The organism is Leclercia sp. 119287 (assembly GCF_009734485.1).
Lineage (GTDB): Bacteria > Pseudomonadota > Gammaproteobacteria > Enterobacterales > Enterobacteriaceae > Enterobacter > Enterobacter adecarboxylatus_C.
The window spans coordinates 4651581-4675870 of the sequence record NZ_CP046445.1 but is presented as its reverse complement, the minus strand read 5'-3'; the positions used below and the strand labels follow the sequence as shown (position 1 = coordinate 4675870).

Genomic DNA, 24290 nt, shown 5'->3' with positions numbered 1-24290 from the left:
CGCTGCAACCTGCCTGCAAATCTGCTGCTTTTCTGTGCAATACATTCATTTTTTTAACGCATCGTTTGCCATTTTACAAAATTTAAGAAACCATTCCTCCCCGCACTACCGTACCAGGCTGTTTTTGCATCAACCGTTAACATAAACGGTCCATATCGCACAGCCCGTGATAGCACATCTGTACCTATAACAATAACCGGCCGAGGCCGGGAGAGTCGCAAGCACAACCGAGGATTTATGGCAGAGAAAAAACCGGAGCTTCAGCGTGGGCTGGAAGCTCGTCATATTGAACTTATCGCCCTGGGCGGGACGATTGGCGTGGGGCTGTTTATGGGCTCCGCCAGCACCCTGAAATGGGCCGGGCCGTCGGTCCTGCTGGCGTATATCATCGCCGGGCTGTTCGTCTTCTTTATCATGCGCTCGATGGGCGAAATGCTGTTCCTCGAACCGGTTGCCGGTTCGTTCGCTGTCTACGCCCACCGCTACATGAGCCCGTTTTTCGGCTATTTAACGGCCTGGTCGTACTGGTTTATGTGGATGGCGGTCGGGATATCGGAGATTACCGCCATCGGGGTCTACGTGCAGTTCTGGTTTCCGGAGATGGCGCAGTGGATACCCGCACTGATCGCCGTGGGGCTGGTGGCGCTGGCTAACCTCGCAGCCGTGCGCCTGTACGGTGAGATCGAGTTCTGGTTTGCGATGATCAAAGTCACCACCATCATCGTGATGATCGTCATCGGGGTGGGGGTGATCTTCTTCGGCTTTGGTAATAGCGGGCAGGCGATTGGCTTTGGCAACCTGACCGAGCACGGCGGGTTCTTTGCCGGAGGCTGGAAAGGTTTCCTGACCGCGCTCTGTATCGTAGTGGCCTCCTATCAGGGCGTTGAGCTGATCGGTATCACCGCCGGTGAAGCCAAAAATCCGCAGGTGACCCTGCGCAGCGCGGTAGGCAAAGTGCTGTGGCGCATTCTGATCTTCTACGTGGGCGCGATTTTTGTCATCGTCACCATCTTCCCGTGGAATGAGATTGGCACCACCGGCAGCCCGTTCGTGCTGACTTTCGCCAAAATCGGTATTACCGCGGCGGCAGGCATTATCAACTTTGTGGTGCTGACGGCGGCGCTCTCTGGCTGTAACAGCGGCATGTACAGCTGCGGGCGTATGCTTTATGCCCTGGCGAAAAACCGCCAGCTTCCGGCGGCGGTGGGCAAAGTTTCCCGCGCAGGGGTGCCGGTGGCGGGTGTAGCTATCTCGATTGCCATCCTGCTGGTGGGGTCGTGCCTGAACTACATCATCCCGAACCCGCAGCGTGTCTTCGTCTACGTGTACAGCGCCAGCGTACTGCCGGGAATGGTGCCGTGGTTTGTGATCCTGATTAGCCAGCTGCGTTTCCGTCAGGCGCATAAAAAAGCGATTGCCAGCCATCCGTTCCGCTCCATTCTGTTCCCGTGGGCGAACTATCTGACCATGGCGTTCCTGATCTGTGTGCTCATCGGCATGTACTTCAATGAAGATACCCGCATGTCACTGTATGTCGGGATGATATTTATCGCTGCCGTGAGCCTGGGATATAAGCTTTTTGGCCTGGGACGGCACGTCGAAAAAGCAAAAACGCAGTAATATGCGGCAAAGTGCGCAAACTGTAAGCAAACACGCATTTATTTTAAAAAAGCACTAGACAGCAGAGCGAGACCTCCGTAATATCCAGCCCCGCAACGGCGCTAAGCGCCCGTAGCTCAGCTGGATAGAGCGCTGCCCTCCGGAGGCAGAGGTCTCAGGTTCGAATCCTGTCGGGCGCACCATTTACCCGGTGCTGGAGCTGCGGTGGTCTGTTAAGTAGGCAGAACCGCGTGGAAGTAAAGTATTAAGTAGTGGTGGCTATAGCTCAGTTGGTAGAGCCCTGGATTGTGATTCCAGTTGTCGTGGGTTCGAATCCCATTAGCCACCCCATTATTTAAAGAGTTGTGAATTGCGAAGGTGGCGGAATTGGTAGACGCGCTAGCTTCAGGTGTTAGTGTCCTTAGGATGTGGGGGTTCGAGTCCCCCCCCTCGCACCACGACTTTTAATGAATTGAACTAAAAATTCAAAAAGCAGTACAACGGCGAGTAGCGCAGCTTGGTAGCGCAACTGGTTTGGGACCAGTGGGTCGGAGGTTCGAATCCTCTCTCGCCGACCAATTTTGAACCCCGCTTCGGCGGGGTTTTTTGTTTTCTGCTATTCCTGCCTCTGTTGCTAATCGCCGACAGCATTCCGCCAGCCTGTCGTGAATAAGTGACACTTAACCTTCTGATAAATAATAATATATTTCTTTCTGTTCCAGGGTGTCGTTTTCAGGAGACACTTTGTCCGCGATCGCGATACATTCTGCCCCTCTCGACCCGCCTGAATAGCATAATTTCCTTTTATCTTAAAAAGTTGGAGATCGGACAACTTCGGGATACAAACCTGGCACGTTGCATGCAATAATATACATGTAGATGCTCATTCCATCTCTTATGTTCGCCTTAGCGCCTCATAAACCCCGGAATGATGCAGAGCCATTTACGGTGCTTATCGTCCACTGACAGATGTCGCTTCGGCCTCATCAAACACCATGGGCACAACGTTGAGTGAAGCACCACAAGTTGTCGAACAGACCTGTTTAACGCCTGCTTTTTAGCAGGCGTTTTTTTATGCCTTATCTGCCGTAGCGCCTCAGGGTCCCCACGACAATCAGCAAGGCACAGGCCGAAACGCCATACAGCGCCTGCATCGGCCCCCATACGTCAGCAATGAGTGCTGTGAGGCAGGTAAAGAGTGACGCACTGGCGGTTTGCCATCGCCACGCCCTGCCGCTGGCCGAAGAAACCTGGTCAGCCTGAAAGCTGCTCAGCAGGCTAAAAGTGCCCACCGCAAAAACGATATTTGAGGCCAGATGGGCGATAAATACTACCCCCAGCGCCTGCATCCCCGATAACAGGGGGATCGTTCCGTAAGCGAATAAAAAGAGGCCGAGGCAGGTCAGCAGGAGACGGTTTTGCCCGGCGTAGCGGGGCAGGCTCTCTCTCTTCAGCAGCAGCGGGCCGCACAGCTGCCCCAGGCTGCGGGCAAAGAGCAGGGGTAGAGCCAGCCCGGCGGCATCCTCCGGTTCGATCTGCTGCGCCAGCGCAGGCAGCAGCGCCATTGCGGGCGATCCCACGGCGGCGAGGGCGGGAAGCAGTAACAGGCTGCGTTTTTGCTGCGGGGCCAGCGCCTGCCAGTACACTGCCACCGGTCTTTCGGTTTCTGCTGCCTGTCCAGGCGCCAGAGAAGGCAACGCGCTGCCGGCGAGGAGCAACATCAGCAAGGAACCCACAAAGGTGAGCGCGTCGAACCCAAGGAGTGTCAGGGCGGGCAACTGATGGAACAGCACCATACCCAGCCCGGTACCCAGCAGCACCTGCGACGCAAAAATCATCGTCTCCAGGCATGTCGCCGCGGGCAGCTCGGCTTCGGATAATCCCCGACGGAACAGCAGGGTCAGAGCCGGCCAGCTCATGCCCGCCAGAAAGGCCTCGGTGGACTGCACCGCCAGCAGCGCCACCATGCTGTGATACTGAATGCCCATCAGGGGAAACAGCAGGGCGAGCAGACCCAGCCACTCGGTCAGGACCAGCAGGCGGATGGGCGAAAAGCGCATACAGAGCCTCTCTCCAACGAGGCTGCCCACAAAGCCGGGTAGCATGGCAAACAGATATGCCAGGGTCAGTAAAGAGGCGGGAGCCTGCCAGTCCAGCAGCAGGCCAAAGACCATGACCTGGGTTAAGCCATTCCCCACAGAGGTAAAGAGAAAAGCGCAGGCCAGCAGGCGCAGCCAGCGATGGCTGCGGAGCGCGCGAAAAAGCGCGTACAAAAGCGTGTTCATGAAACGATCCTTTCAAAAACGATTTAGTCCACGCCACAAAGGCGTGTGCAGGAAAAATGTTTAATGAAAGGAGGTCGTTACATTGGCGGAAGCGGTCTCATGAAGATGATGCAAAGAATGTAGCAAATAAAAAAGGAGGCCGTCAGGCCTCCTGGGTAATTATTGCTGCGGGGGATTGTTCTGCAACGTCAGCAGCAGGCCATCGCGACGCATCGCAGCGGCCTCCTCTGGCAGATGAAGCTTGTCCAGCGTATCCGCCAGCCAGGCGTAATCGAACGCATCCGGGCGCTGTTTTAACGCGGCGCGGAAGGCGAGGCTGGCCTCTTTCCATTCGCCATGTCTGGCCAGGGACTGACCGAGGGTGCTCCACAGCAGCGGCCGATCGCCCACGGTTTTGATCTGCTGGCGAAGCATCTTCTCGATCTGCTCCGGATTATTGGTTTTCAGGCGCGGGATCACCATCACCAGCCGATCGTCATACTGGCGTTTCAGGCCATCAAGAATGATGCTCTGTGCGGTATCGTGATCGTCACACTCAATCAGGTGCTCCGCCATCGCCACCTGCAGGGGGACCTGCTGGCGCGTTTTACGGCTCTGATTTTTCCACCACTCTTTCAGTCCATCGCTGCCCTGATCGGCGCGGGCCTGGTCCATCAGACCAATCCAGGCCTGACGTTGCAGGTCGTCGCGCTGCTCATCGTCACCCACGTCTGCTTTTGCCATCGACGGGATGATGTCAAGCAGCGAGCCCCAGGCGCCGGTGCGGATATAGGCTTGCTCAGCCAGACGCAGCACTTCCGGATGACGCGGGGCGATCTCCAGCAGACGATCGACGCCGTGTCGGGCGGCATGGTTTTCGTTACGCGCCAGCTGCAGACGCACCCGGGTGATCTCCACCGGGATCGGATCGTTTTCGGCCAGTTCGGAGGCGCGCTCCAGATGCTGATTGGCGCGCACTTCGTCGCCGCGCTGCTGGGCCGCTTCGGCCGCCAGCAGGTAGTTGACCACCGGCTGTTCAGCGTGGTCGGCGTTCTTCGACATCAGCTTCTCAACCTGCTGATAGTCGCCTTCGGCCAGCTTGAGCAGCGCCTGTTCGGTCTGCTTGCGGGCGCGACGGCGTTTGCGGCCGACAAACCAGCTGCGGGTATGCGCCCCGGTGCGGAAGATGCGGCGCAGGATCCATTCGATCGCCAGAAACGCCACCATCACCAGGATCAGAATGATCACCAGCCCGGTGACGCTGGTTTCGATATTGTAGTTATCGGTCTGGATCAGAACGTAACCCTGATGACCCGCCAGCATAGGACCAAGCACGATCCCGGCGAGCAACAGTGCGAAGAGTAACAGGACTTTCAACATAATTACTCTCCTTGCGGCGCGCTGTCAGGGGCCGGAGCGGAAGCGGGGGCTTGCTCTGCGGCCACGCCCGGCTGTGCCAGCAGGTTGCGCACGCGCGTCTGCATCAGCTTCTCCAGAATCGGCTGGCTTTCCAGCTTATCCGGGACGTTCATGGTGATGTTCTGTTGGCTCAGCTTGTCCACATCTTCGAGGAAGGCCGTGGTGGTGGCATCGTCGGTATCGTAGTAGGCACGCACCCAGGTCGAGACGTTGTCCAGCGCCTGCTTGTAGGTCTCTTCCTGATGGCGAGGCACCGCCTGGGCGGCCACCAGCAGACGCGAGCGCAGGTTTTCGCGCAGGTAGACGTCCTGATTCGGGGCTAACAGCGGCACGGTGGTCTCATCGCGGCGGCGAACGGTGATAAAGCTGTCCATAAAGTTCTGCCAGCTTTTCTGCAGGTTGATGCGCCACTCGCTCAGCGAGCTGGAGAGTTCGCTGCTGTCGGAATCCATCGGGGAGTCGTCGTCGTTATTGTCTGCCAGACGCAGGTTATCGATCTGGTTCGACAGCTGATTAACTTTCAGAATGATGCCGTCGTAGTCCACCTGCGAAACGGTGCCCAGGCTGGCGATATCTTCGGTGAGGGCGCGACGGGCAGCGATCAGGCTCGGGTCGTTCATGTCTCCCAGGCTGGCATCGGCACTTTTCAGCAGCGCGGCGGCGGTTGTGACATCCTGATCGCTCCACAGCTTACGCCCGGCCAGTTTGACGAGGAAATCCGCCTGCGCCAGCAGCCAGGTTTTGGCGTCGGTGCCGGAAATGGTGGCCACTTTTTGCTGCATCTCATCCAGCTGCTTCGTCAGCTCGGCCTGCTGACGGTTCGCGTCGGCCAGCTGGGCTGCCTGCTGCTTGATCACCGCATCCAGCTCGGCTTTCTGCGACTGCTGTGCCTGTTGCAGGGCAGTGACCTGGGTAACCAGCGCGTCGCTGGCGGCGGTCTGATTAGTGGCTTGCTTTTTCACCAGACCGTACAGGCCGATACCTGCAGCCAGCGCAATGGCGATAGCAATCGCGCTTAACGCCAGGCTGGTTTTATTGCTGCCATGCTTTTTCTCTGTCGTTTCTGGCTGTGGCGTGGTGTCCACAGTCTCCCTGGTCTCTTCAACCACGGCGGAGGATTTTTCGTGTTCCGTCATTATGGCTTCCCATTATGAGAGTTATTGTAATGCGCGCAGCAGCGCATCGTTGTCGGCGTTATCAGCGATCCGAATATCTTGCCAGCCCAGTTCCCGGGCGAGGTTCGCCAGACGCTCACTGACGACCAGAAGCCGACAGCGGAGTAACCAGTTTTCACGATACCATTGTGGCATCAGCGACCAGAGGTGTTGCAGCATTTCACCGCTGGTTACCACCAGGGTTGTAACGCCGCGAGACTGCCAGCGCATCGCCTCTTCCGCACCGTCATAGTGTTTATTACAACGTTGATAACATTCACAAAATGTCACTTCTGCTCCGCGCTCACGCAGCGTGTCGCCCAGCAGTTCACGTCCACCGTTGCCGCGCAAAATCAGGGCGCGCTTCCCGACAACGGTTTGTAATTCAGGTAATTGTAGCAATACTTCGCTGATTTCCCGATCCAGCGGATAGCGGACGTCTTTGCCACTTTCGGTATGCAGCGCCAGGGCGGTGGTTCTGCCGATGGCGAAATAGCGTGGCGCGTCCGGCCAGCGCAGGCCGTCCTGTTGCAGCCGGGCGTGGGCAAATTCCACGGCATGTTGTGAAAGGGCAAACAGCATGTCATCGGCCTGCAGCGCACCAAGATGACCGGCAAGCAGGGGCAGTTCCCGGCCCGGGGTGAACTCAATCAGCGGAAAGCTCCACGCCACCTGCCCCAGTGCGCGCAGACGGCTCACTAACTGATCTCCAGCGGGAGAAGGGCGGGTGACGAGAATACTCATGCCGGGGGTTCTCCGTTATAGACATCCGCGAGAATTTCACGCGCGCCGTTATCGAGCAGCTCTTCAGCCAGCGAAATACCCAGCTGTTCCGCATCCTGGGGACGACCACGGCGTTCGCCGCGCACCATCTGCGAACCGTCCGGCGCGCCAACCAGCGCGCGCAGCCACAGTTCGCCATCAATTAATTCAGCATAGCTGCCAATCGGCACCTGACATCCCCCTTCCAGGCGAGTGTTCATGGCGCGCTCTGCCTGGACGCGGATGACCGTCTCGTCGTGATTGAGCGGCGCCAGCAGCGCATGGGTGCGTGTATCGTCGAGTCGGCACTCAATGCCCACCGCGCCCTGACCGACGGCCGGCAGCGACTGTTCCGGTGGCAACGCCACCTTAATGCGCGACTCCAGACCCAGGCGCTTCAGGCCGGCAACCGCCAGAATGATAGCGTCGTACTCGCCGTTATCGAGCTTGCCGAGACGGGTACCGACGTTGCCGCGCAGGGAGCGGATAACCAGGTCCGGACGCGACTCGGCCAGCTGGCACTGGCGGCGTAAACTTGACGTGCCAACGATGCTGCCCTGTGGCAAGGCATCCAGCGAGTCGTAGCGGTTTGAAACAAAGGCGTCGCGCGGATCTTCGCGCTCGCAAATGGTGACCAGCCCCAGTCCCTCAGGGAAATCAACCGGGACGTCCTTCATGGAGTGGACCGCGATATCAGCGCGATCCTCAAGCAGTGCCAGCTCCAGCTCTTTCACGAACAGGCCTTTGCCGCCCACTTTCGCCAGCGGTGTATCAAGAATGACATCGCCGCGCGTGACCATCGGCACCAGCTCGACCCGCAAGCCTTCATGGCAGGCTTCGAGGCGCTGCTTAACATAATGTGCCTGCCAGAGCGCGAGGGGGCTTTGGCGTGTGGCAATTCTTAAAACATTGTCTAACATGCTTGTTACCGTCTTAATCATCTACTGACCATCCTAACATTGTTGTCCTGGGAGTGTCAGGTTTACGGACGTTGAGGGGTTCAGGACAGGGCAGCGATAGAGGTTGCCTGCTGCCGTATTCAGGAATTTACACGTACAGAACGGTGCTACACTTGTATGTAGCGCATCTTTCTTTACGGTCAAACGGCAAGGTGTTAAATTGATCACGTTTTAGACCATTTTTTCGTCTCCGAGACCAGAAAGATAAGGGCGAAAAAGGGCGACGGTTACTTTCGAAATACTGTGAACGCGTAATCCTCGGTCCTGGTGAGGATTAGTGCCTTCTGAACATCAGGCGATACGTCTTGTACCTCTATATTGAGACTCTGAAACAGAGACTGGATGCCATCAACCAACTGCGTGTCGATCGCGCGCTTGCTGCGATGGGCCCTGCTTTCCAGCAGGTTTACAGTCTTCTGCCGACATTGTTGCACTATCACCACCCACTGATGCCGGGTTACCTCGACGGTAACGTTCCCAAGGGCATCTGCCTTTTCACGCCTGATGAAACCCAAGAACACTACCTGAAAGAGCTGGAGCTCTACCGTGGCATGCCGCCGCAGGAGTCCCCGAAAGGTGAACTGCCGATCACCGGCCTCTACACCATGGGCAGTACCTCTTCGGTAGGGCAAAGCTGTTCTTCGGATCTGGATATCTGGGTCTGCCATCAGTCCTGGCTCGATAACGACGAGCGTCAGCTGCTGCAGCGTAAATGCAGCCTGCTGGAGAGCTGGGCGGCCTCGCTCGGCGTGGAAGTGAGCTTCTTCCTGATTGATGAAAACCGTTTCCGCCATAATGAAAGTGGCAGTTTGGGTGGTGAAGACTGCGGCTCGACGCAGCACATCTTATTGCTGGATGAGTTTTACCGTACCGCCGTGCGCCTGGCCGGGAAGCGTATTCTCTGGAGTATGGTGCCGTGCGACGAAGAAGAGCATTACGACGATTACGTCATGAAGCTCTACGCCCAGGGGGTCCTGACGCCAAACGAGTGGCTGGATCTGGGCGGCTTAAGCTCCCTGTCCGCCGAAGAGTATTTCGGTGCAAGCCTGTGGCAGCTGTATAAAAGTATCGATTCCCCGTACAAAGCGGTGCTGAAAACCCTGCTGCTTGAAGCCTACTCGTGGGAATACCCGACGCCGCGCCTGCTGGCGAAAGACATTAAACAGCGTCTGCATGATGGCGAGATCGTCTCTTTCGGTCTTGATGCATACTGCATGATGCTCGAGCGCGTCACCGAATACCTGAAAGCCATTGACGATCCGACCCGTCTGGACCTGGTCCGTCGATGTTTCTATCTCAAAGTCTGTGAGAAGCTCAGCCGCGAACGCGCATGCGTCGGCTGGCGTCGTGAAGTGGTCAGTCAGTTAGTCAAAGAGTGGGGATGGGACGAAGAGCGTCTGTCGATGCTCGATAACCGCGCCAACTGGAAGATCGATCAGGTGCGTGAAGCGCACAACGAGCTGCTCGATGCCATGATGCAGAGCTACCGTAACCTGATCCGCTTTGCCCGTCGTAATAACCTCAGCGTTTCCGCCAGCCCGCAGGATATCGGTGTTCTGACCCGTAAGCTGTACGCCGCGTTTGAAGCGCTGCCGGGTAAAGTGACGCTGGTGAACCCGCAGATTTCGCCGGACCTGTCTGAACCAAACCTGACCTTTATCTATGTGCCGCCGGGTCGCGCGAACCGCACCGGGTGGTATCTGTACAACCGTGCGCCGAGCATGGACTCGATCATCAGCCATCAGCCGCTGGAATATAACCGCTATCTGAACAAGCTGGTGGCCTGGGCCTGGTTTAACGGCCTGCTGACGTCGCGTACCCGCCTGTTTATTAAGGGTAACGAGATCGTCGATCTCGCCAAACTGCAGGAGATGGTGGCGGATGTGTCGCATCACTTCCCGCTGCGTCTGCCTGCGCCGACGCCGAAAGCGCTCTACAGCCCGTGCGAAATTCGCCATCTGGCGATCATCGTCAACCTGGAATACGACCCGACGGCGGCGTTTCGCAATCAGGTGGTGCATTTTGATTTCCGCAAGCTGGACGTGTTCAGCTTTGGCGAGCAGCAAAACTGCCTGGTGGGCAGCGTCGACCTGCTGTACCGCAACTCGTGGAACGAAGTGCGTACTCTGCATTTCAACGGCGAGCAGGCGATGATCGAAGCGCTGAAAACCATTCTCGGCAAGATGCACCAGGATGCTGCTCCACCGGACAGCGTCGAGGTCTTCTGCTACAGCCAGCATCTGCGCGGCCTGATCCGTACCCGCGTGCAGCAGCTGGTCTCCGAGTGTATCGACCTGCGTCTCTCCAGTACCCGTCAGGAAACCGGCCGCTTCAAAGCGCTGCGCGTCTCCGGGCAAACCTGGGGCCTGTTCTTTGAGCGTCTGAACGTCTCGGTGCAGAAGCTGGAAAATGCCATCGAGTTCTATGGCGCCATTTCGCACAATAAACTGCACGGTCTGTCGGTACAGGTTGAGACTAACCACGTCAAGCTGCCGCAGGTGGTGGATGGTTTTGCCAGCGAAGGGATTATTCAGTTCTTCTTTGAAGAGTCGGGCGACGATGCCGGTTTCAATATCTATATCCTTGATGAAACCAACCGCGCCGAAGTGTATCACCACTGTGAAGGCAGCAAAGAGGAGCTGGTGCGCGACGTCAGCCGCTTCTACTCTTCCTCACACGATCGCTTTACCTACGGTTCCAGCTTCATCAACTTCAACCTGCCGCAGTTCTACCAGATTGTGAAGGTCGATGGCCGTGCGCAGGTGATCCCGTTCCGTACCCAGGTGATTGCAGCCGCACCGGCCAATCAGGACGCCAACACCCCGCTGTTGCAGCAGTATTTCTCCTGAGCCGCTGTGCCGGATGCGCTTTGCTTATCCGGCCTACGGTTCGAGCCGTTGTAGGCCCGGTAAGCGCAGCGCCACCGGGCAATAAACCTTAGCGGAAGCTCACCTCTTCGCCCGACTGCGCGGTCGCGGCCTGCTCAAGCAGATCCCAGAACGCTTCACCGCTGCGATCGCAAATCCACTCGTCGCCCTTGAGGTCGAAATGGTAGCCGCCCTGCTTGGTGGCCAGCCACACCTGGTGAAGCGGTTCCTGACGGTTAATAATGATCTTGCTGCCGTTTTCAAAGCTGATGGTCAGCACGCCGCCGTTGATTTCACAATCGATGTCGCTGTCGCCATCCCAGTCGTCAAGACGTTCTTCGATGGTTTGCCACAGGTTATCGGCGAGGCGATGGAATTCACTGTCATTCATGGTTCTGTTCCTGTTTTTCGTGATGGCGGCAGTATAACGCTAAATAATTCCGGTTGCAGGTTAGCGGCAAACTCTTGCTTTTGTGCCTTCTCCTGCGATGATAGAAAACAGAAAGCATGAACTTACAGGCAACCTGATAATGAAAAACGTTTTTGGAACGCTTGCCGTTCTCCTCGCACTGTTTAGCCTGAGTGGCTGTGGTCTGAAAGGGCCGCTCTATTTCCCACCGGCAGATAAAACCGCGCCGCCACCGACCAAAAAAGCGCAAAGCCCCGTACAAACCACCATGCCAGATCGTAACGATCGCGGCGACAATGGCGGCCCAAGCCAGGTGAATTACTGACGCGCGTTGCGAACCGCGCAATGGAGTAAATAATGCAGTTCTCTAAAATGCATGGCCTTGGCAATGATTTTATGGTCGTCGACGCGGTAACGCAGAATGTCTTCTTTTCTCCGGAGCTGATCCGCCGCCTGGCCGATCGGCACCTCGGGGTCGGGTTTGATCAGCTGCTGGTGGTTGAGCCGCCTTACGATCCCGATCTCGATTTTCACTACCGCATCTTTAATGCTGACGGCAGCGAAGTCTCCCAGTGTGGCAACGGCGCGCGCTGTTTTGCCCGCTTCGTCCGGCTGAAAGGGCTGACCAACAAGCGTGATATCCGCGTCAGCACTGCTAATGGGCGAATGGTGCTGAGCGTCACCGACGATGAGCTGGTGCGGGTCAACATGGGCGAGCCGAACTTCGAGCCATCGCAGGTGCCGTTCCGCGCCAACAAAGCGGAAAAGACCTATATCATGCGCGCCGCGGAACAGACAGTCTTGTGCGGCGTGGTCTCCATGGGGAACCCGCACTGCGTGATTCAGGTTGATGATGTCGCGACCGCGCCCGTTGAGACGCTTGGTCCGGTGCTGGAAAGCCATGAACGTTTTCCTGAGCGCGCCAATATTGGATTTATGCAGGTCATCACTCGCGATCACATCCGTCTGCGCGTCTTTGAACGCGGAGCTGGTGAAACACAGGCGTGCGGAAGCGGTGCCTGTGCGGCCGTCGCGGTGGGGATTGCGCAGGGTTTACTGGCGGAAGAGGTTCGCGTGGATTTACCAGGCGGCCGTCTTGATATCGCCTGGAAAGGCCCGGGCCAGCCGCTGTATATGACCGGCCCGGCGACACAAGTCTACGACGGGTTTATCCATCTATGAAACAACCAGGAGAAGAACTGCAGGAAACGCTGACGGAGATGGACGACCGGGCGGTTGTTGATTATCTGCTGCGCCATCCTGAGTTTTTCATTCGTAATGCCCGCGTGGTTGAAGAGATGCGCGTGCCACATCCGATCCGCGGGACGGTCTCGCTGGTCGAATGGCATATGGCGCGCGCGCGCAATCATATCAACCATCTGGAAGAGAATATCTCGCTGCTGATGGAGCAGGCTACCAGTAATGAAAGCCTGTTCTATCGTCTGCTGCACCTGCAGTCGCGACTGGCCTCCGCCAGCAGCCTGGACGAATTTCTGCTTCGCCTGCATCGCTGGGCGCGCGAGCTGGGGCTGGCCGGGGCGACCCTGCGCCTGTTCCCGGATCGCTGGCGCATTGGCGCGCCCTCCAGCTTTACCCATCTGGCGCTATCGCGGCAGGCGTTTGAGCCGCTGCGCATTCAGCGCATGGGGCATGAGAACCACTACCTCGGGCCGCTGCATGGCCCGGAACTGCTGATCGTTCTGCCGGAGGCCAAGGCCATCGGTTCGGTGGCGATGTCGCTGATGGGACGCGATGGCGATCTCGGGGTGATGCTGTTTACCAGCCGCGATCCGCAGCACTATCAGCAGGGACAAGGGACGCAGCTGCTCCAGGAGATCGCGCAGATGCTGCCCGAGCTGCTGGAGCGCTGGATTGAACGCGTATGACGGATGCTCTGCTGGCGCCTGCCGTCACGCGTTTTCTGCGCTATCTGGGCGTTGAGCGCCAGCTCAGCCCAATCACCCTGGTAAACTACCAGCGTCAGCTTGATGCCATCATGCAGCTGGCCGACGAGATCGGCCTGAAGAGCTGGCAGCAATGTGATGCCGCCACGGTGCGGACCTTTGCCGTGCGCAGCCGCCGGAAAGGGCTTGGCCCTGCCAGCCTCGCGCTGCGTCTGTCGGCCCTGCGCAGCTTCTTCGACTGGCAGGTAAGCCAGGGCGAGCTCAACGCCAACCCGGCCAAAGGGATCGCCGCGCCAAAAGCGCCGCGCCACCTGCCCAAAAATATCGATGTCGATGACGTTAACCGCCTGCTGGATATCGATCTCAACGATCCGCTGGCGGTACGGGATCGGGCGATGCTGGAGGTGATGTACGGCGCGGGGTTACGTCTTTCCGAGCTGGTGAACCTCGATATCAAACACCTCGATCTGGACACCGGCGAAGTGTGGGTGATGGGCAAAGGCAGCAAAGAGCGCCGTCTGCCCATTGGCCGCAACGCCGTGGCGTGGATTGAGCACTGGCTCGATCTGCGCGGCCTGTTCGGCACCGAAGAGGATGCGCTGTTCCTCTCGAAGCTCGGGAAGCGCATCTCGGCGCGTAACGTGCAAAAACGCTTTGCCGAGTGGGGGATCAAGCAGGGGCTGAACAGCCATGTTCATCCGCATAAACTGCGCCACTCATTCGCCACGCACATGCTCGAGTCCAGCGGCGATCTGCGTGGGGTGCAGGAGCTGCTGGGCCACGCTAATTTGTCCACCACCCAGATTTATACCCATCTTGATTTTCAACACCTTGCCTCGGTGTACGACGCGGCGCATCCACGCGCCAAACGGGGGAAATAATGCGTTTTTATCGTCCTTTAGGCCATATTTCAGCACTGACGTTCGACCTTGATGACACCCTTTATGACAACCGCGAGGTGATCCTGCGTACCGAGCAGGAAGCGCTGGCGTTTGTGCAAAACTACCATCCGGCGTTAAAAACGCTGGAAAACAAAGAGTTTCACCGCCTGCGCCAGGCGTTACGGCAAACCGAGCCGGAAATTTACCACGACGTCACCGAGTGGCGTCGCCGCGCCGTTGAGCAGGCGATGCTCAATGCCGGCCTGACCGCCGCCGAAGCCGCGCTTGGCGCAGAAGCCTCGATGGCACACTTCGCCCAATGGCGCAGCCGCATCGACGTCCCGCAGGAGACCCACGACACCCTGGCGAAGCTGGGCGAGAAGTGGCCGCTGGTGGCCATCACCAACGGCAATGCGCAGCCGGAGCTGTTCGGCCTGGGCGACTACTTTGAGTTTGTACTGCGCGCGGGCCCGCACGGGCGCTCCAAGCCGTTCAACGATATGTACCATCTGGCGGCAGAGAAGCTCGACCTGCCGCTGGGGGAGATCCTGCACGTGGGCGATGACCTGACTACCGACGTTGCTGGCGCGATCCGCTGCGGGATGCAGGCCTGCTGGATCAAGCCGGAAAATGCCGATCTGATGCAGACCGCCGACAGCCGCCTGCTTCCGCATATCGAAATTTCACGGTTGGCATCCCTCACCACGCTGATATAATCACCAGTAGTATTGTATAAATTACCAGGGTTTTGCAGTTGTAGGCCCGGTAAGCGAAGCGCCACCGGGCGTTTTGCCGTGTTCCTGATTACTACGTGACGGTGCCAATGGACGTTTCTTACCTGCTCGACAGCCTTAATGACAAACAGCGTGACGCGGTTGCCGCGACGCGCACCAATATGCTGGTGCTGGCAGGGGCGGGCAGTGGTAAGACACGCGTGCTGGTACACCGCATTGCCTGGCTGCAGAGCGTGGAGAACTGCTCGCCGTACTCGATTATGGCGGTAACCTTCACCAACAAAGCGGCGGCGGAGATGCGCCACCGTATTGCCCAACTGATGGGCACCAGCCAGGGCGGCATGTGGGTTGGCACCTTCCATGGGCTGGCGCACCGCCTGCTGCGTGCGCACCATCTGGATGCCAACCTGCCGCAGGACTTTCAGATCCTCGACAGCGAAGACCAGCTGCGCCTGCTGAAGCGCCTGATCAAGGCCATGAACCTCGACGAGAAGCAGTGGCCGCCGCGTCAGGCGATGTGGTACATCAACAGCCAGAAAGACGAAGGGCTGCGCCCGCACCACATCCAGAGCTTTGGCAACCCGATTGAGCAGACCTGGCAGAAGGTCTATCAGGCCTACCAGGAGGCCTGCGATCGCGCCGGACTGGTGGATTTTGCCGAGCTGCTGCTGCGCGCCCATGAGCTGTGGCTCAACAAGCCGCATATCCTGCAGCACTACCGCGAACGCTTCACCAACATCCTGGTGGACGAATTCCAGGATACCAACAACATTCAGTACGCATGGATCCGCCTGCTGGCGGGCGATTCCAGCAAGGTGATGATTGTCGGCGATGACGATCAGTCGATCTACGGCTGGCGCGGCGCCCAGGTGGAGAACATCCAGCGCTTCCTCAAGGACTTCCCGGGCGCGGAGACCATCCGCCTGGAGCAGAACTACCGCTCCACCAACAACATTCTGAGCGCGGCCAACGCCCTGATTGAGAACAACAACGGGCGTCTGGGTAAAAAGCTGTGGACTGAGGGCATCGACGGCGAGCCGATCTCGCTTTACTGCGCCTTCAACGAGCTGGACGAAGCCCGCTTCGTGGTCAACCGGATCAAAACCTGGCAGGACAACGGCGGCGCGCTGGAGAAGTGCGCCATTCTCTACCGCAGCAACGCCCAGTCGCGCGTGCTGGAAGAGGCGCTGCTGCAGGCCAGCATGCCGTACCGCATCTATGGCGGGATGCGCTTCTTCGAACGCCAGGAAATTAAAGACGCGCTCTCCTATCTGCGCCTGATTGCCAACCGTAACGACGACGCGGCCTTTGAGCGCGTGGTCAACACCCCCACGCGCGGCATCGGCGATCGCACCCTTGACGTGGTGCGTCAGACCTCCCGCGATCGCCAGCTGACCCTGTGGCAGGCGTGTCGCGAGCTGCTGCAGGAGAAGGCCCTCGCCGGACGTGCGGCCAGCGCGCTGCAGCGCTTCCTGGAGCTGATCGAAGCCCTGGCTCAGGAAACCGCCGACATGCCGCTGCACGTTCAGACCGACCGGGTGATTAAAGACTCCGGCCTGCGCATGATGTACGAGCAGGAGAAGGGCGAGAAGGGCCAGACCCGTATCGAGAACTTAGAGGAGCTGGTGACGGCCACGCGCCAGTTCAGCTACAACGAAGAAGATGAAGACCTGATGCCGCTGCAGGCGTTCCTGTCCCATGCCGCGCTGGAAGCGGGCGAAGGGCAGGCGGACACCTGGCAGGATGCGGTCCAGCTGATGACCCTCCACTCGGCCAAAGGGCTGGAGTTCCCGCAGGTGTTTATCGTCGGCATGGAGGAGGGGATGTTCCCGAGCCAGATGTCGTTGGATGAGGGCGGTCGTCTGGAAGAGGAGCGTCGCCTGGCCTACGTCGGCGTGACCCGCGCGATGCAAAAGCTGACCCTGACCTATGCGGAAACCCGCCGTCTGTACGGCAAAGAGGTTTACCACCGGCCGTCGCGTTTTGTTGGCGAACTGCCGGAAGAGTGCGTGGAAGAGGTTCGTCTGCGGGCCAGCATCAGCCGCCCGGTCAGCCATCAGCGTCTGGGTGCGCCAGTCTCGGAAAACGACAGCGGATTCAAACTCGGCCAGCGCGTGCGCCACGCCAAATTCGGTGAAGGCACCATTGTGAACCTGGAGGGCAGCGGGGAACACAGCCGCCTGCAGGTGGCATTCCAGGGGCAGGGTATCAAATGGCTGGTGGCCGCTTACGCCCGACTGGAAGCAGTGTAACTTTCCGAAAAATATCACTATTTTTTAATAAGCTGCCAGGCTTAAACGCTGAAGGGCATTTAAAGTTCTTCAGCGTTTCGTTGCGTGTTGACGCCGCTGTGACTGCTGGCGTAACATGCGCGCACGATTACGCTAAGAGGACATTCGCCTTGGACACACCCAGTAGATGCTGGCTCAATTCCCTGTCATCCAGGAACAACTCCTAAGGCTATCTCCTCACGCTGATGCCCTTAGTGGTTGTCAGCGACAGTTATTCCCGTCGCGCTGAGTCAGGCTGTTTAATGGTCTGAAACCCAATTTGTTTCTGTGTGCCCACCGAACTGTCCGATATTTTTTGCATTGGGAGTCCCGGTCATGCTGAGCGCATTTCAACTGGAAAAGAACCGACTGATTCGGCTTGAAGCTGAAGAGTCACAACCCCTCATTGATGCCGTTTGGGTGGATCTGGTCGAGCCGGATGACGACGAACGCCTGCGCGTACAATCTGAACTTGGACAAAGCCTGGCCACCCGCCCGGAACTGGAAGACATCGAGGCGTCGGCCCGTTTCTTCGAAGACGAAGACGGTCTGCACATCCACTCCTTTTTCTTCTTCGAAGATGCGGAAGATCACGCCGGTAACTCTACCGTCGCATTCACCATCCGCGATGGCCGCCTGTTTACCCTGCGTGAGCGTGAACTGCCCGCGTTCCGTCTCTACCGCATGCGCGCCCGTAGCCAGGCGATGGTGGACGGCAATGCCTATGAGCTGCTGCTCGACCTGTTTGAAACTAAAATCGAACAGCTGGCGGATGAAATTGAGAACATCTACAGCGATCTGGAAGCGCTGAGCCGGGTGATCATGGAAGGCCATCAGGGCGATGAGTACGACGAAGCGCTTTCAACCCTGGCAGAGCTGGAAGATATCGGCTGGAAGGTGCGTCTGTGTCTGATGGATACCCAGCGCGCGCTGAACTTCCTGGTGCGCAAGGCGCGTCTGCCGGGCGGTCAGCTGGAGCAGGCGCGTGAGATCCTGCGCGATATCGAATCCCTGCTGCCGCACAACGAATCCCTGTTCCAGAAGGTGAACTTCCTGATGCAGGCGGCGATGGGCTTTATCAACATCGAGCAGAACCGCATCATCAAGATCTTCTCGGTGGTCTCGGTAGTGTTCCTGCCGCCAACGCTGGTGGCCTCCAGCTACGGGATGAACTTTGAGTTTATGCCGGAGCTGAAATGGAGCTTTGGTTATCCGGGAGCGATTGTCTTTATGGTGCTCGCCGGTCTCGCGCCGTATCTCTACTTTAAGCGTCGTAACTGGCTGTGATGGTTGCGCCCGGTGGCGCTACGCTTACCGGGCCTACAGATCCCGTAGGCCGGATAAGGCGCAGCCGCCATCTGGCAAAAAGCACTACAACCCTTTGCGCGTCCTGCGCTGGGTATAAATCGCATCTGCCACAAACACCGCCAGCGCCACCCAGATAAAGGCAAAGGTCACCATCTTATCCGCGCCCGGCACTTCGCCGTAGAACAGCACCGCCAGCAGGAACATCAGCGTCGGGCCGATGTACTGGAAGAAACCCAGCGTCGACAGGCGCAGACGCGTTGCCGCACCGGTAAAGCACAGCAGCGGGATGGTGGTGACCACACCGGCCGCCATCAGCATCACGTTCAGCGTCCACGGGTTACTGCCCATATGGCTGGTGCTGCTGTCGGCAATGCCGAACAGGTAAATCGCGGCCACTGGCAGCAGCCACAGGGTTTCAAACAGCATCCCGGTTTGCGCTTCAACTGCAATTTTCTTGCGCACCAGGCCATAGAAGGCAAAGCTGAACGCCAGCCCCAGGGCGATGACCGGCAGCGAGCCGAAGGTCCAGAGCTGAACCAGAACGCCGCAGAGGGCGAGCATCACCGCCAGCCACTGCATCCGGCGGAAGCGCTCGCCAAGGAACAGCATCCCCAGCACGATATTCACCAGCGGGTTAATGAAGTAGCCGAGGCTCGCTTCCAGCATATGATGGTTATTGACTGACCAGATAAACAGGAGCCAGTTGCCGCCAATCAATACGGCAGAGAGGGCCAGTAGGAAAATTTTCTTTGGCGTTTGCAGGAGCGTTTTCACCCCCGACCACTGACGGCTTACGCTCATCAGCGCCACCATAAAGAAAAATGACCAGATCACGCGGTGGGTAAGAATTTCGTCAGCGGGGACGTAGTGAATCAGCTTGAAGTAGGCGGGCGCGATACCCCAGATAAAATAAGCGGCAAGGGCGAGCAAAACGCCCTGCCGCGTCTGTTTAGCATCCATCAGGAAAATCCGTTACAAAAAAGTAACGCAATTTTACCCGATTTTACCTTCTCAACCCACCATATAAGTGGCGGTTGCGCTGGCGATATAAACCTGATCTTCGTTGTGTAGCTCGACGCGCGCGACTGCGACTTTATTGCCCGCCCGCAGCAGGCTGCTGCTGGCAGTAAAGCGATTCCCGCGGCCAGGGCGCAGATAATCGACGCGCAGGTCGATGGTGCCCATCCGCGACAGGCGCTGGCGCAGCTCGTCTTCGTTGATGGTGTCGTGGCGGGTCAGGGTGCTGCCGACGCAGACCAGACCAGCGGCAACATCAAGGGCAGAGGCGATCACCCCGCCATGGAGAATGCTTTGCGCCCAGTTACCGACCATCATCGGCTGGTTGTTAAAGCTCAGTTGGGCAAAATCTTTTTCGTAACGCTCCAGCTCGAGCCCCAGCGCACGGTTGAACGGCATATGGTAGACGAAGATCTCCCCGACAAGCTTCAGGGCCTGGTCGGCAGTTAGCGTGGCAGACATAGCGCGTCACATCCTTATTGTTAAAATGCTGTTGATTTTATGCCTCATTAGTGTGAATTTCTACTTTCAGACCCCGGATATAAGCAGTTAATCATTAATTCTGTAAAATGAATAAACCATAACTATTCATTAAAACAATTTCGCAGGAGAGCATCACCGATGCGGATATATCAGGCCGGGTTCCTGGCGGCGGTTACGCTGCCCTCTGTGGCATTTGCGCAGGAAGCGGTAACTCAGGAGGTGCCTGCTGTACGGGGCAGCATCATCGCTAACCTGTTGGAAGAGCACGATAATCCTTTTACGCTCTATCCCTATGACAGCAACTACCTTATCTATACCGCCACCAGCGACCTCAATAAAGAGGCGATCCGCACCTATGACTGGGCCGACGATTCGCAAAAAGATGAGGTGAAGTTTCAGCTGAGCCTTGCCTTCCCGCTATGGCGTGGCATTCTGGGGCCGAATTCGATTCTCGGTGGCTCCTACACGCAAAAATCCTGGTGGCAGCTGTCGAACAGCGATGAATCTTCGCCGTTTCGTGAGACCAACTATGAGCCGCAGCTTTTCCTTGGCTTTGCCACCGATTACTCGCTGGCGGGCTGGACCCTGCGGGACGTGGAGTTTGGCTACAACCACATGTCTAACGGCCGCTCCGACCCAACGTCGCGCAGCTGGAACCGCCTCTATACCCGCCTGATGGCGCAGAACGGCAACTGGCTGGTGGAGGTGAAGCCCTGGTACGTGGTGGGCAACACCGACGATAACCCGGATATCACCAAATACATGGGCTACTACCAGCTGCGGGTGGGCTATCAGCTGGGCGAAGCGGTGCTGAGCGTGAAGGGGCAGTACAACTGGAACACCGGCTACGGCGGCGCGGAGATGGGCGTCAGCTACCCGTTAACCAAACATGTTCGTTTCTATACCCAGGTCTACAGCGGTTACGGTGAATCGCTGATCGACTACAACTTCAACCAGACCCGCGTCGGCGTGGGCGTGATGCTGAACGATCTTTTCTAGCCTCCTCGAATGTTTTTGTCTTAAACGTTGAAGTTTCTCTCGCAGGCGCTGAAAATAGCGCCTGTTTTTATTTCAGGCAAATGGGGTTGATGTGGTGCAGGCGGAAGTCGTAAATCAGGAGTTGCTGGCTAAACAGGTTTTGCACGAAACCTTTGGCTACCAGCAGTTCCGCCCGGGCCAGGAAACCATCATTAATACTGCCCTTGCGGGCCGTGACTGTCTGGTGGTGATGCCGACCGGCGGCGGGAAATCCCTTTGCTATCAGGTTCCCGCCCTGGTGATGAACGGCCTGACGGTGGTGGTATCACCGCTGATCTCGCTGATGAAAGATCAGGTCGACCAGCTGCTGGCGAATGGCGTGGCGGCGGCCTGTATCAACTCCACCCAAACCCGCGAGCAGCAGCAGGAAGTCATGGCCGGGTGCCGCACCGGGCAGGTGCGTCTGCTGTATATCGCCCCGGAACGCCTGATGCTGGATAACTTTCTTGAGCATCTGGCGCACTGGAATCCGGTGCTGCTGGCGGTGGACGAAGCGCACTGTATTTCCCAGTGGGGTCATGATTTCCGTCCGGAGTACGCGGCCCTCGGTCATCTGCGCCAGCGTTTCCCCGAGCTGCCGTTTATGGCGCTCACCGCCACCGCCGACGACACCACCCGCCAGGATATTGTTCGTCTGCTGGGCCTTAACGATCCGCTAATCCAGGTCAGCAGCTTCGACCGCCCGAATATCCGCTACATGCTGATGGAAAAATTCAAGCCGCTGGATCAGCTGTTGCGCTATGTCCAGGAGCAGCGCGGCAAGTCGGGCATCATCTACTGCAACAGCCGGGCGAAGGTGGAAGACACCGCCGCGCGACTGCAAAGCCGGGGTTTCAGCGCAGCCGCCTATCATGCCGTGCTGGAAAACCACATTCGCGCCGAGGTGCAGGAGAAGTTCCAGCGCGACGACCTGCAAATCGTGGTGGCGACCGTCGCCTTTGGGATGGGCATCAACAAGCCGAACGTGCGCTTTGTGGTGCATTTCGACATTCCGCGCAATATCGAATCCTACTATCAGGAGACGGGCCGCGCCGGGCGTGACGGCCTGCCTGCGGAAGCGATGCTGTTCTACGATCCGGCCGATATGGCCTGGCTGCGCCGCTGCCTGGAAGAGAAACCGCAGGGGCCGTTGCAGGATATCGAGCGCCACAAGCTCAATGCGATGGGGGCCTTTGCCGAAGCGCAAACCTGCCGCCGCCTGGTGCTGCTGAACTATTTTGGCGAGGGGCGCCAGGAGCCGTGCGGCAACTGTGATATCTGCCTCGATCCGCCGAAGCAGTACGATGGCCTGATGGACGCGCGTAAGGCGCTCTCCACCATTGGCCGCGTCAATCAACGCTTCGGTATGGGCTACGTGGTGGAGGTGCTGCGCGGTGCCAACAACCAGCGTATCCGCGAGATGGGTCATGACAAGCTGCCGGTCTACGGTATTGGTCGCGATCAGAGCCATGAGCACTGGGTGAGCGTCATCCGTCAGCTGATCCACCTCGGTTTTGCGACCCAGAACATTGCCCAGCACTCTGCGCTGCAGCTCACCGAAGCTGCCCGCCCGGTGCTACGTGGCGTCGTGGAACTGCAGCTGGCCGTGCCGCGCGTGGTGGCGCTGAAACCGCGAGTGATGCAGAAATCTTACGGCGGTAACTACGATCGCAAGCTGTTCGCCAAGCTGCGTAAGCTGCGCAAAGCCATCGCGGATGAAGAGAATATCCCGCCGTACGTGGTGTTTAACGACGCGACGCTGATTGAGATGGCCGAACAGATGCCGCTCAGCGCCAGCGAAATGCTCAGCGTCAACGGCGTCGGCACGCGTAAGCTGGAACGTTTTGGTAAAGAGTTTATGGCGCTGATTCGTTCCCATACGGATGGCGATGATGAGGAGTAGTCAGTCCGGCAAAAAAGTGCCAGGATGATGACTCCCTGAACTATTTCCCCGCGAGTTAATTATGTTAACCCTGTTTCTGACCGTGGCGCTGGTGCATATTGTGGCGCTGATGAGCCCTGGCCCTGACTTTTTCTTCGTCTCACAGACGGCGGTGAGCCGCTCCCGCAAAGAGGCGATGATGGGCGTGCTGGGTATTACCCTTGGCGTAATGGTCTGGGCTGCCGTGGCGCTACTGGGCCTGAACCTGATCCTCGAAAAAATGGCGTGGCTGCACAACATCATTATGGTCGGCGGCGGTCTGTATCTGTGCTGGATGGGCTATCAGATGCTGCGTGGGGCGTTTAAGAAAGAGGACAGCGAGGCACCGGAGCCAAAAATGGAGCTGGCGGCCAGCGGGCGCAGCTTTGTGAAAGGGCTGCTGACCAACCTCGCCAATCCAAAAGCAATCATCTATTTTGGCTCGGTATTTTCACTGTTCGTGGGTGAAGACGTCGGGGCCGGTGCGCGCTGGGGCATTTTCCTGCTGATCGTGCTGGAGACCTTCGCCTGGTTCACAATCGTTGCGAGCCTGTTTGCTTTGCCCTCGATGCGCCGCGGATATCAACGCCTGGCGAAGTGGATTGACGGCGTTGCCGGCGCGTTATTCGCCGGCTTCGGCATTCATCTGATCCTGTCGCGCTAAGCGTGCCTTGCTGACGCCAGCAGCGCGCCCACCAGCATAAACAGCGAACCAAACACTTTATTCAGGGCCTTCATCTGGTGAGGCCCTTTAATCCATGTCGCAATCCGCGTTGCCAGCGTCGCATAGCCAATCATCACAATAATATCGACCACAATGGTGGTCACGCCGAGCACCACGTACTGCATGATCTGGGGCTGATGCGGCACGATAAACTGCGGAAACAGGGCGGCCAGAAAGACGATGCTTTTCGGGTTGGTCAGGTTCACAAACACCGCGCGTTTAAACAGGCGGCCCCGGCTCTGGGTCTGGGCGAGCGTATTCAGATCCAGGGCACCCGCGGCGCGCCACTGCTGGATCCCCAGCCAGATAAGGTAGGCCGCACCGGCCCACTTCAGCACTTCGAAGGCCAGTACCGAGCGGGAGAACAGGGTGCCGAGCCCTATGCCGACCAGCACGATGTGAATCCCCAGCCCGGTCTGCAATCCGGCAATCGACGCCGCCGCTCCGCGATAGCCATGGTTCATGGCGGTGGTCATGGTATTGATGGCCCCGGAACCCGGTGAAAGGCTGAGGATGATGGATGTCAGCAGGTAGGCGAACCACCACTCGAAGGTCATTTGAAGCTCCCGAATCGTCTATTTTTATGCCACAATACGCT

22 protein-coding genes and 4 tRNA genes are annotated in these 24290 nt (G+C 58.1%); 17 read left to right on the top strand and 9 right to left on the bottom strand.

Features of this window, described 5'->3' with window-relative positions; genetic code table 11:
• Positions 1–237: 237 nt before the first annotated feature.
• The 5 genes from GNG27_RS22520 (at position 238) to GNG27_RS22500 (ending at position 2177) form a co-directional block, all read left to right on the top strand.
• A complete protein-coding gene (locus GNG27_RS22520) occupies positions 238–1620 on the top strand; it encodes an amino acid permease (protein WP_156264870.1) in 1383 nt (460 codons plus the stop codon).
• Positions 1621–1725: 105 nt separating this feature from the next.
• Positions 1726–1802: transfer RNA gene (locus GNG27_RS22515), tRNA-Arg, on the top strand.
• 72 nt (positions 1803–1874) lie between these two features.
• Positions 1875–1950: transfer RNA gene (locus GNG27_RS22510), tRNA-His, on the top strand.
• Positions 1951–1971: 21 nt separating this feature from the next.
• Positions 1972–2057, top strand: a tRNA-Leu gene (locus tag GNG27_RS22505).
• Between the two features lie 43 nt (positions 2058–2100).
• Positions 2101–2177 (top strand) — tRNA-Pro (locus tag GNG27_RS22500).
• Positions 2178–2678: 501 nt separating this feature from the next.
• Here GNG27_RS22500 and GNG27_RS22495 read toward each other — a convergent pair.
• From GNG27_RS22495 to hemC, 5 genes are all read right to left on the bottom strand, one after another.
• A complete protein-coding gene (locus GNG27_RS22495) occupies positions 2679–3884 on the bottom strand; it encodes an MFS transporter (protein ID WP_156264868.1) in 1206 nt (401 codons plus the stop codon).
• A gap of 159 nt (positions 3885–4043) precedes the next feature.
• Positions 4044–5243: a protoheme IX biogenesis protein HemY gene (gene hemY / locus GNG27_RS22490; RefSeq protein WP_156264866.1), complete on the bottom strand. Its 1200-nt coding sequence runs from the start codon at positions 5241–5243 to the stop codon at positions 4044–4046.
• A 2-nt stretch (positions 5244–5245) separates the two neighbouring features.
• A complete protein-coding gene (gene hemX / locus GNG27_RS22485) occupies positions 5246–6418 on the bottom strand; it encodes a uroporphyrinogen-III C-methyltransferase (protein ID WP_156264864.1) in 1173 nt (390 codons plus the stop codon).
• Positions 6419–6439: 21 nt separating this feature from the next.
• Positions 6440–7180, bottom strand: coding sequence for a uroporphyrinogen-III synthase (gene hemD / locus GNG27_RS22480; protein WP_156264862.1), 741 nt, complete (start codon positions 7178–7180; stop codon positions 6440–6442).
• Complete coding sequence (hemC, locus tag GNG27_RS22475) at positions 7177–8118, bottom strand: hydroxymethylbilane synthase (RefSeq protein WP_156264860.1); 942 nt, start codon at positions 8116–8118, stop codon at positions 7177–7179. Before hemC ends, hemD begins: the two co-directional genes overlap by 4 nt.
• A 344-nt stretch (positions 8119–8462) precedes the next feature.
• On the opposite strand from hemC, the gene cyaA reads away from it, so the two are divergent.
• Positions 8463–11006 (top strand): class I adenylate cyclase, encoded by a 2544-nt coding sequence (gene cyaA / locus GNG27_RS22470; protein ID WP_156264858.1) that lies wholly within the window; start codon positions 8463–8465, stop codon positions 11004–11006.
• A gap of 88 nt (positions 11007–11094) precedes the next feature.
• On the opposite strand, the gene cyaY is transcribed toward cyaA, so the two are convergent.
• Positions 11095–11415, bottom strand: coding sequence for an iron donor protein CyaY (gene cyaY, locus GNG27_RS22465; protein WP_156264857.1), 321 nt, complete (start codon positions 11413–11415; stop codon positions 11095–11097).
• Positions 11416–11554: 139 nt separating this feature from the next.
• Between cyaY and GNG27_RS22460 the strand changes: the two genes are divergently transcribed.
• The 8 genes from GNG27_RS22460 (at position 11555) to corA (ending at position 18509) form a co-directional block, all read left to right on the top strand.
• A complete protein-coding gene (locus GNG27_RS22460; RefSeq protein ID WP_106995931.1) occupies positions 11555–11758 on the top strand; it encodes a lipoprotein in 204 nt (67 codons plus the stop codon).
• 32 nt (positions 11759–11790) lie between these two features.
• Positions 11791–12615: a diaminopimelate epimerase gene (gene dapF, locus GNG27_RS22455; RefSeq protein WP_156264856.1), complete on the top strand. Its 825-nt coding sequence runs from the start codon at positions 11791–11793 to the stop codon at positions 12613–12615.
• Entirely contained in the window at positions 12612–13319 is a 708-nt protein-coding gene (locus GNG27_RS22450) for a DUF484 domain-containing protein (protein WP_142487514.1), read from the top strand. The genes dapF and GNG27_RS22450 overlap by 4 nt, the downstream gene beginning before the upstream one ends.
• Positions 13316–14218: a tyrosine recombinase XerC gene (gene xerC / locus GNG27_RS22445; protein WP_156264855.1), complete on the top strand. Its 903-nt coding sequence runs from the start codon at positions 13316–13318 to the stop codon at positions 14216–14218. Before GNG27_RS22450 ends, xerC begins: the two co-directional genes overlap by 4 nt.
• Complete coding sequence (gene yigB / locus GNG27_RS22440) at positions 14218–14934, top strand: 5-amino-6-(5-phospho-D-ribitylamino)uracil phosphatase YigB (protein WP_156264854.1); 717 nt, start codon at positions 14218–14220, stop codon at positions 14932–14934. The genes xerC and yigB overlap by 1 nt, the downstream gene beginning before the upstream one ends.
• Before the next feature lie 107 nt (positions 14935–15041).
• On the top strand, positions 15042–17204 hold the full coding sequence (uvrD, locus tag GNG27_RS22435; RefSeq protein ID WP_142487511.1) for a DNA helicase II: 2163 nt from the start codon (positions 15042–15044) through the stop codon (positions 17202–17204).
• On the top strand, positions 17165–17410 hold the full coding sequence (gene ysgD, locus GNG27_RS23925; protein ID WP_350223562.1) for a YsgD/CorL family protein: 246 nt from the start codon (positions 17165–17167) through the stop codon (positions 17408–17410). Before uvrD ends, ysgD begins: the two co-directional genes overlap by 40 nt.
• Positions 17411–17558: 148 nt before the next feature.
• Positions 17559–18509, top strand: a complete 951-nt coding sequence (gene corA, locus GNG27_RS22430; RefSeq protein ID WP_142487510.1) for a magnesium/cobalt transporter CorA — start codon at positions 17559–17561, stop codon at positions 18507–18509.
• A gap of 84 nt (positions 18510–18593) precedes the next feature.
• Here the strand turns inward: corA and rarD are convergent, their stop codons facing one another.
• A complete protein-coding gene (gene rarD, locus GNG27_RS22425; RefSeq protein ID WP_156264853.1) occupies positions 18594–19490 on the bottom strand; it encodes an EamA family transporter RarD in 897 nt (298 codons plus the stop codon).
• A gap of 51 nt (positions 19491–19541) precedes the next feature.
• The gene (gene yigI / locus GNG27_RS22420; protein WP_142487508.1) at positions 19542–20009 is read right to left on the bottom strand and encodes an acyl-CoA thioesterase YigI; all 468 of its coding nucleotides are present in this window, start codon (positions 20007–20009) and stop codon (positions 19542–19544) included.
• 159 nt (positions 20010–20168) lie between these two features.
• Here yigI and pldA point away from each other — a divergent pair, with 159 nt between their 5' ends.
• The 3 genes from pldA to rhtC all read left to right on the top strand — a co-directional run bounded on the left by pldA (position 20169) and on the right by rhtC (position 23632).
• Entirely contained in the window at positions 20169–21029 is an 861-nt protein-coding gene (pldA, locus tag GNG27_RS22415; protein WP_142487507.1) for a phospholipase A, read from the top strand.
• Between the two features lie 91 nt (positions 21030–21120).
• A complete protein-coding gene (gene recQ / locus GNG27_RS22410; RefSeq protein ID WP_156264852.1) occupies positions 21121–22950 on the top strand; it encodes an ATP-dependent DNA helicase RecQ in 1830 nt (609 codons plus the stop codon).
• A 61-nt stretch (positions 22951–23011) separates the two neighbouring features.
• Complete coding sequence (rhtC, locus tag GNG27_RS22405; protein ID WP_156264851.1) at positions 23012–23632, top strand: threonine export protein RhtC; 621 nt, start codon at positions 23012–23014, stop codon at positions 23630–23632.
• Here the strand turns inward: rhtC and rhtB are convergent.
• Positions 23629–24249, bottom strand: coding sequence for a homoserine/homoserine lactone efflux protein (rhtB, locus tag GNG27_RS22400; protein ID WP_156264850.1), 621 nt, complete (start codon positions 24247–24249; stop codon positions 23629–23631). The two genes, rhtC and rhtB, sit on opposite strands and share 4 nt — an antisense overlap.
• Between the last annotated feature and the right edge of the window lie 41 nt (positions 24250–24290).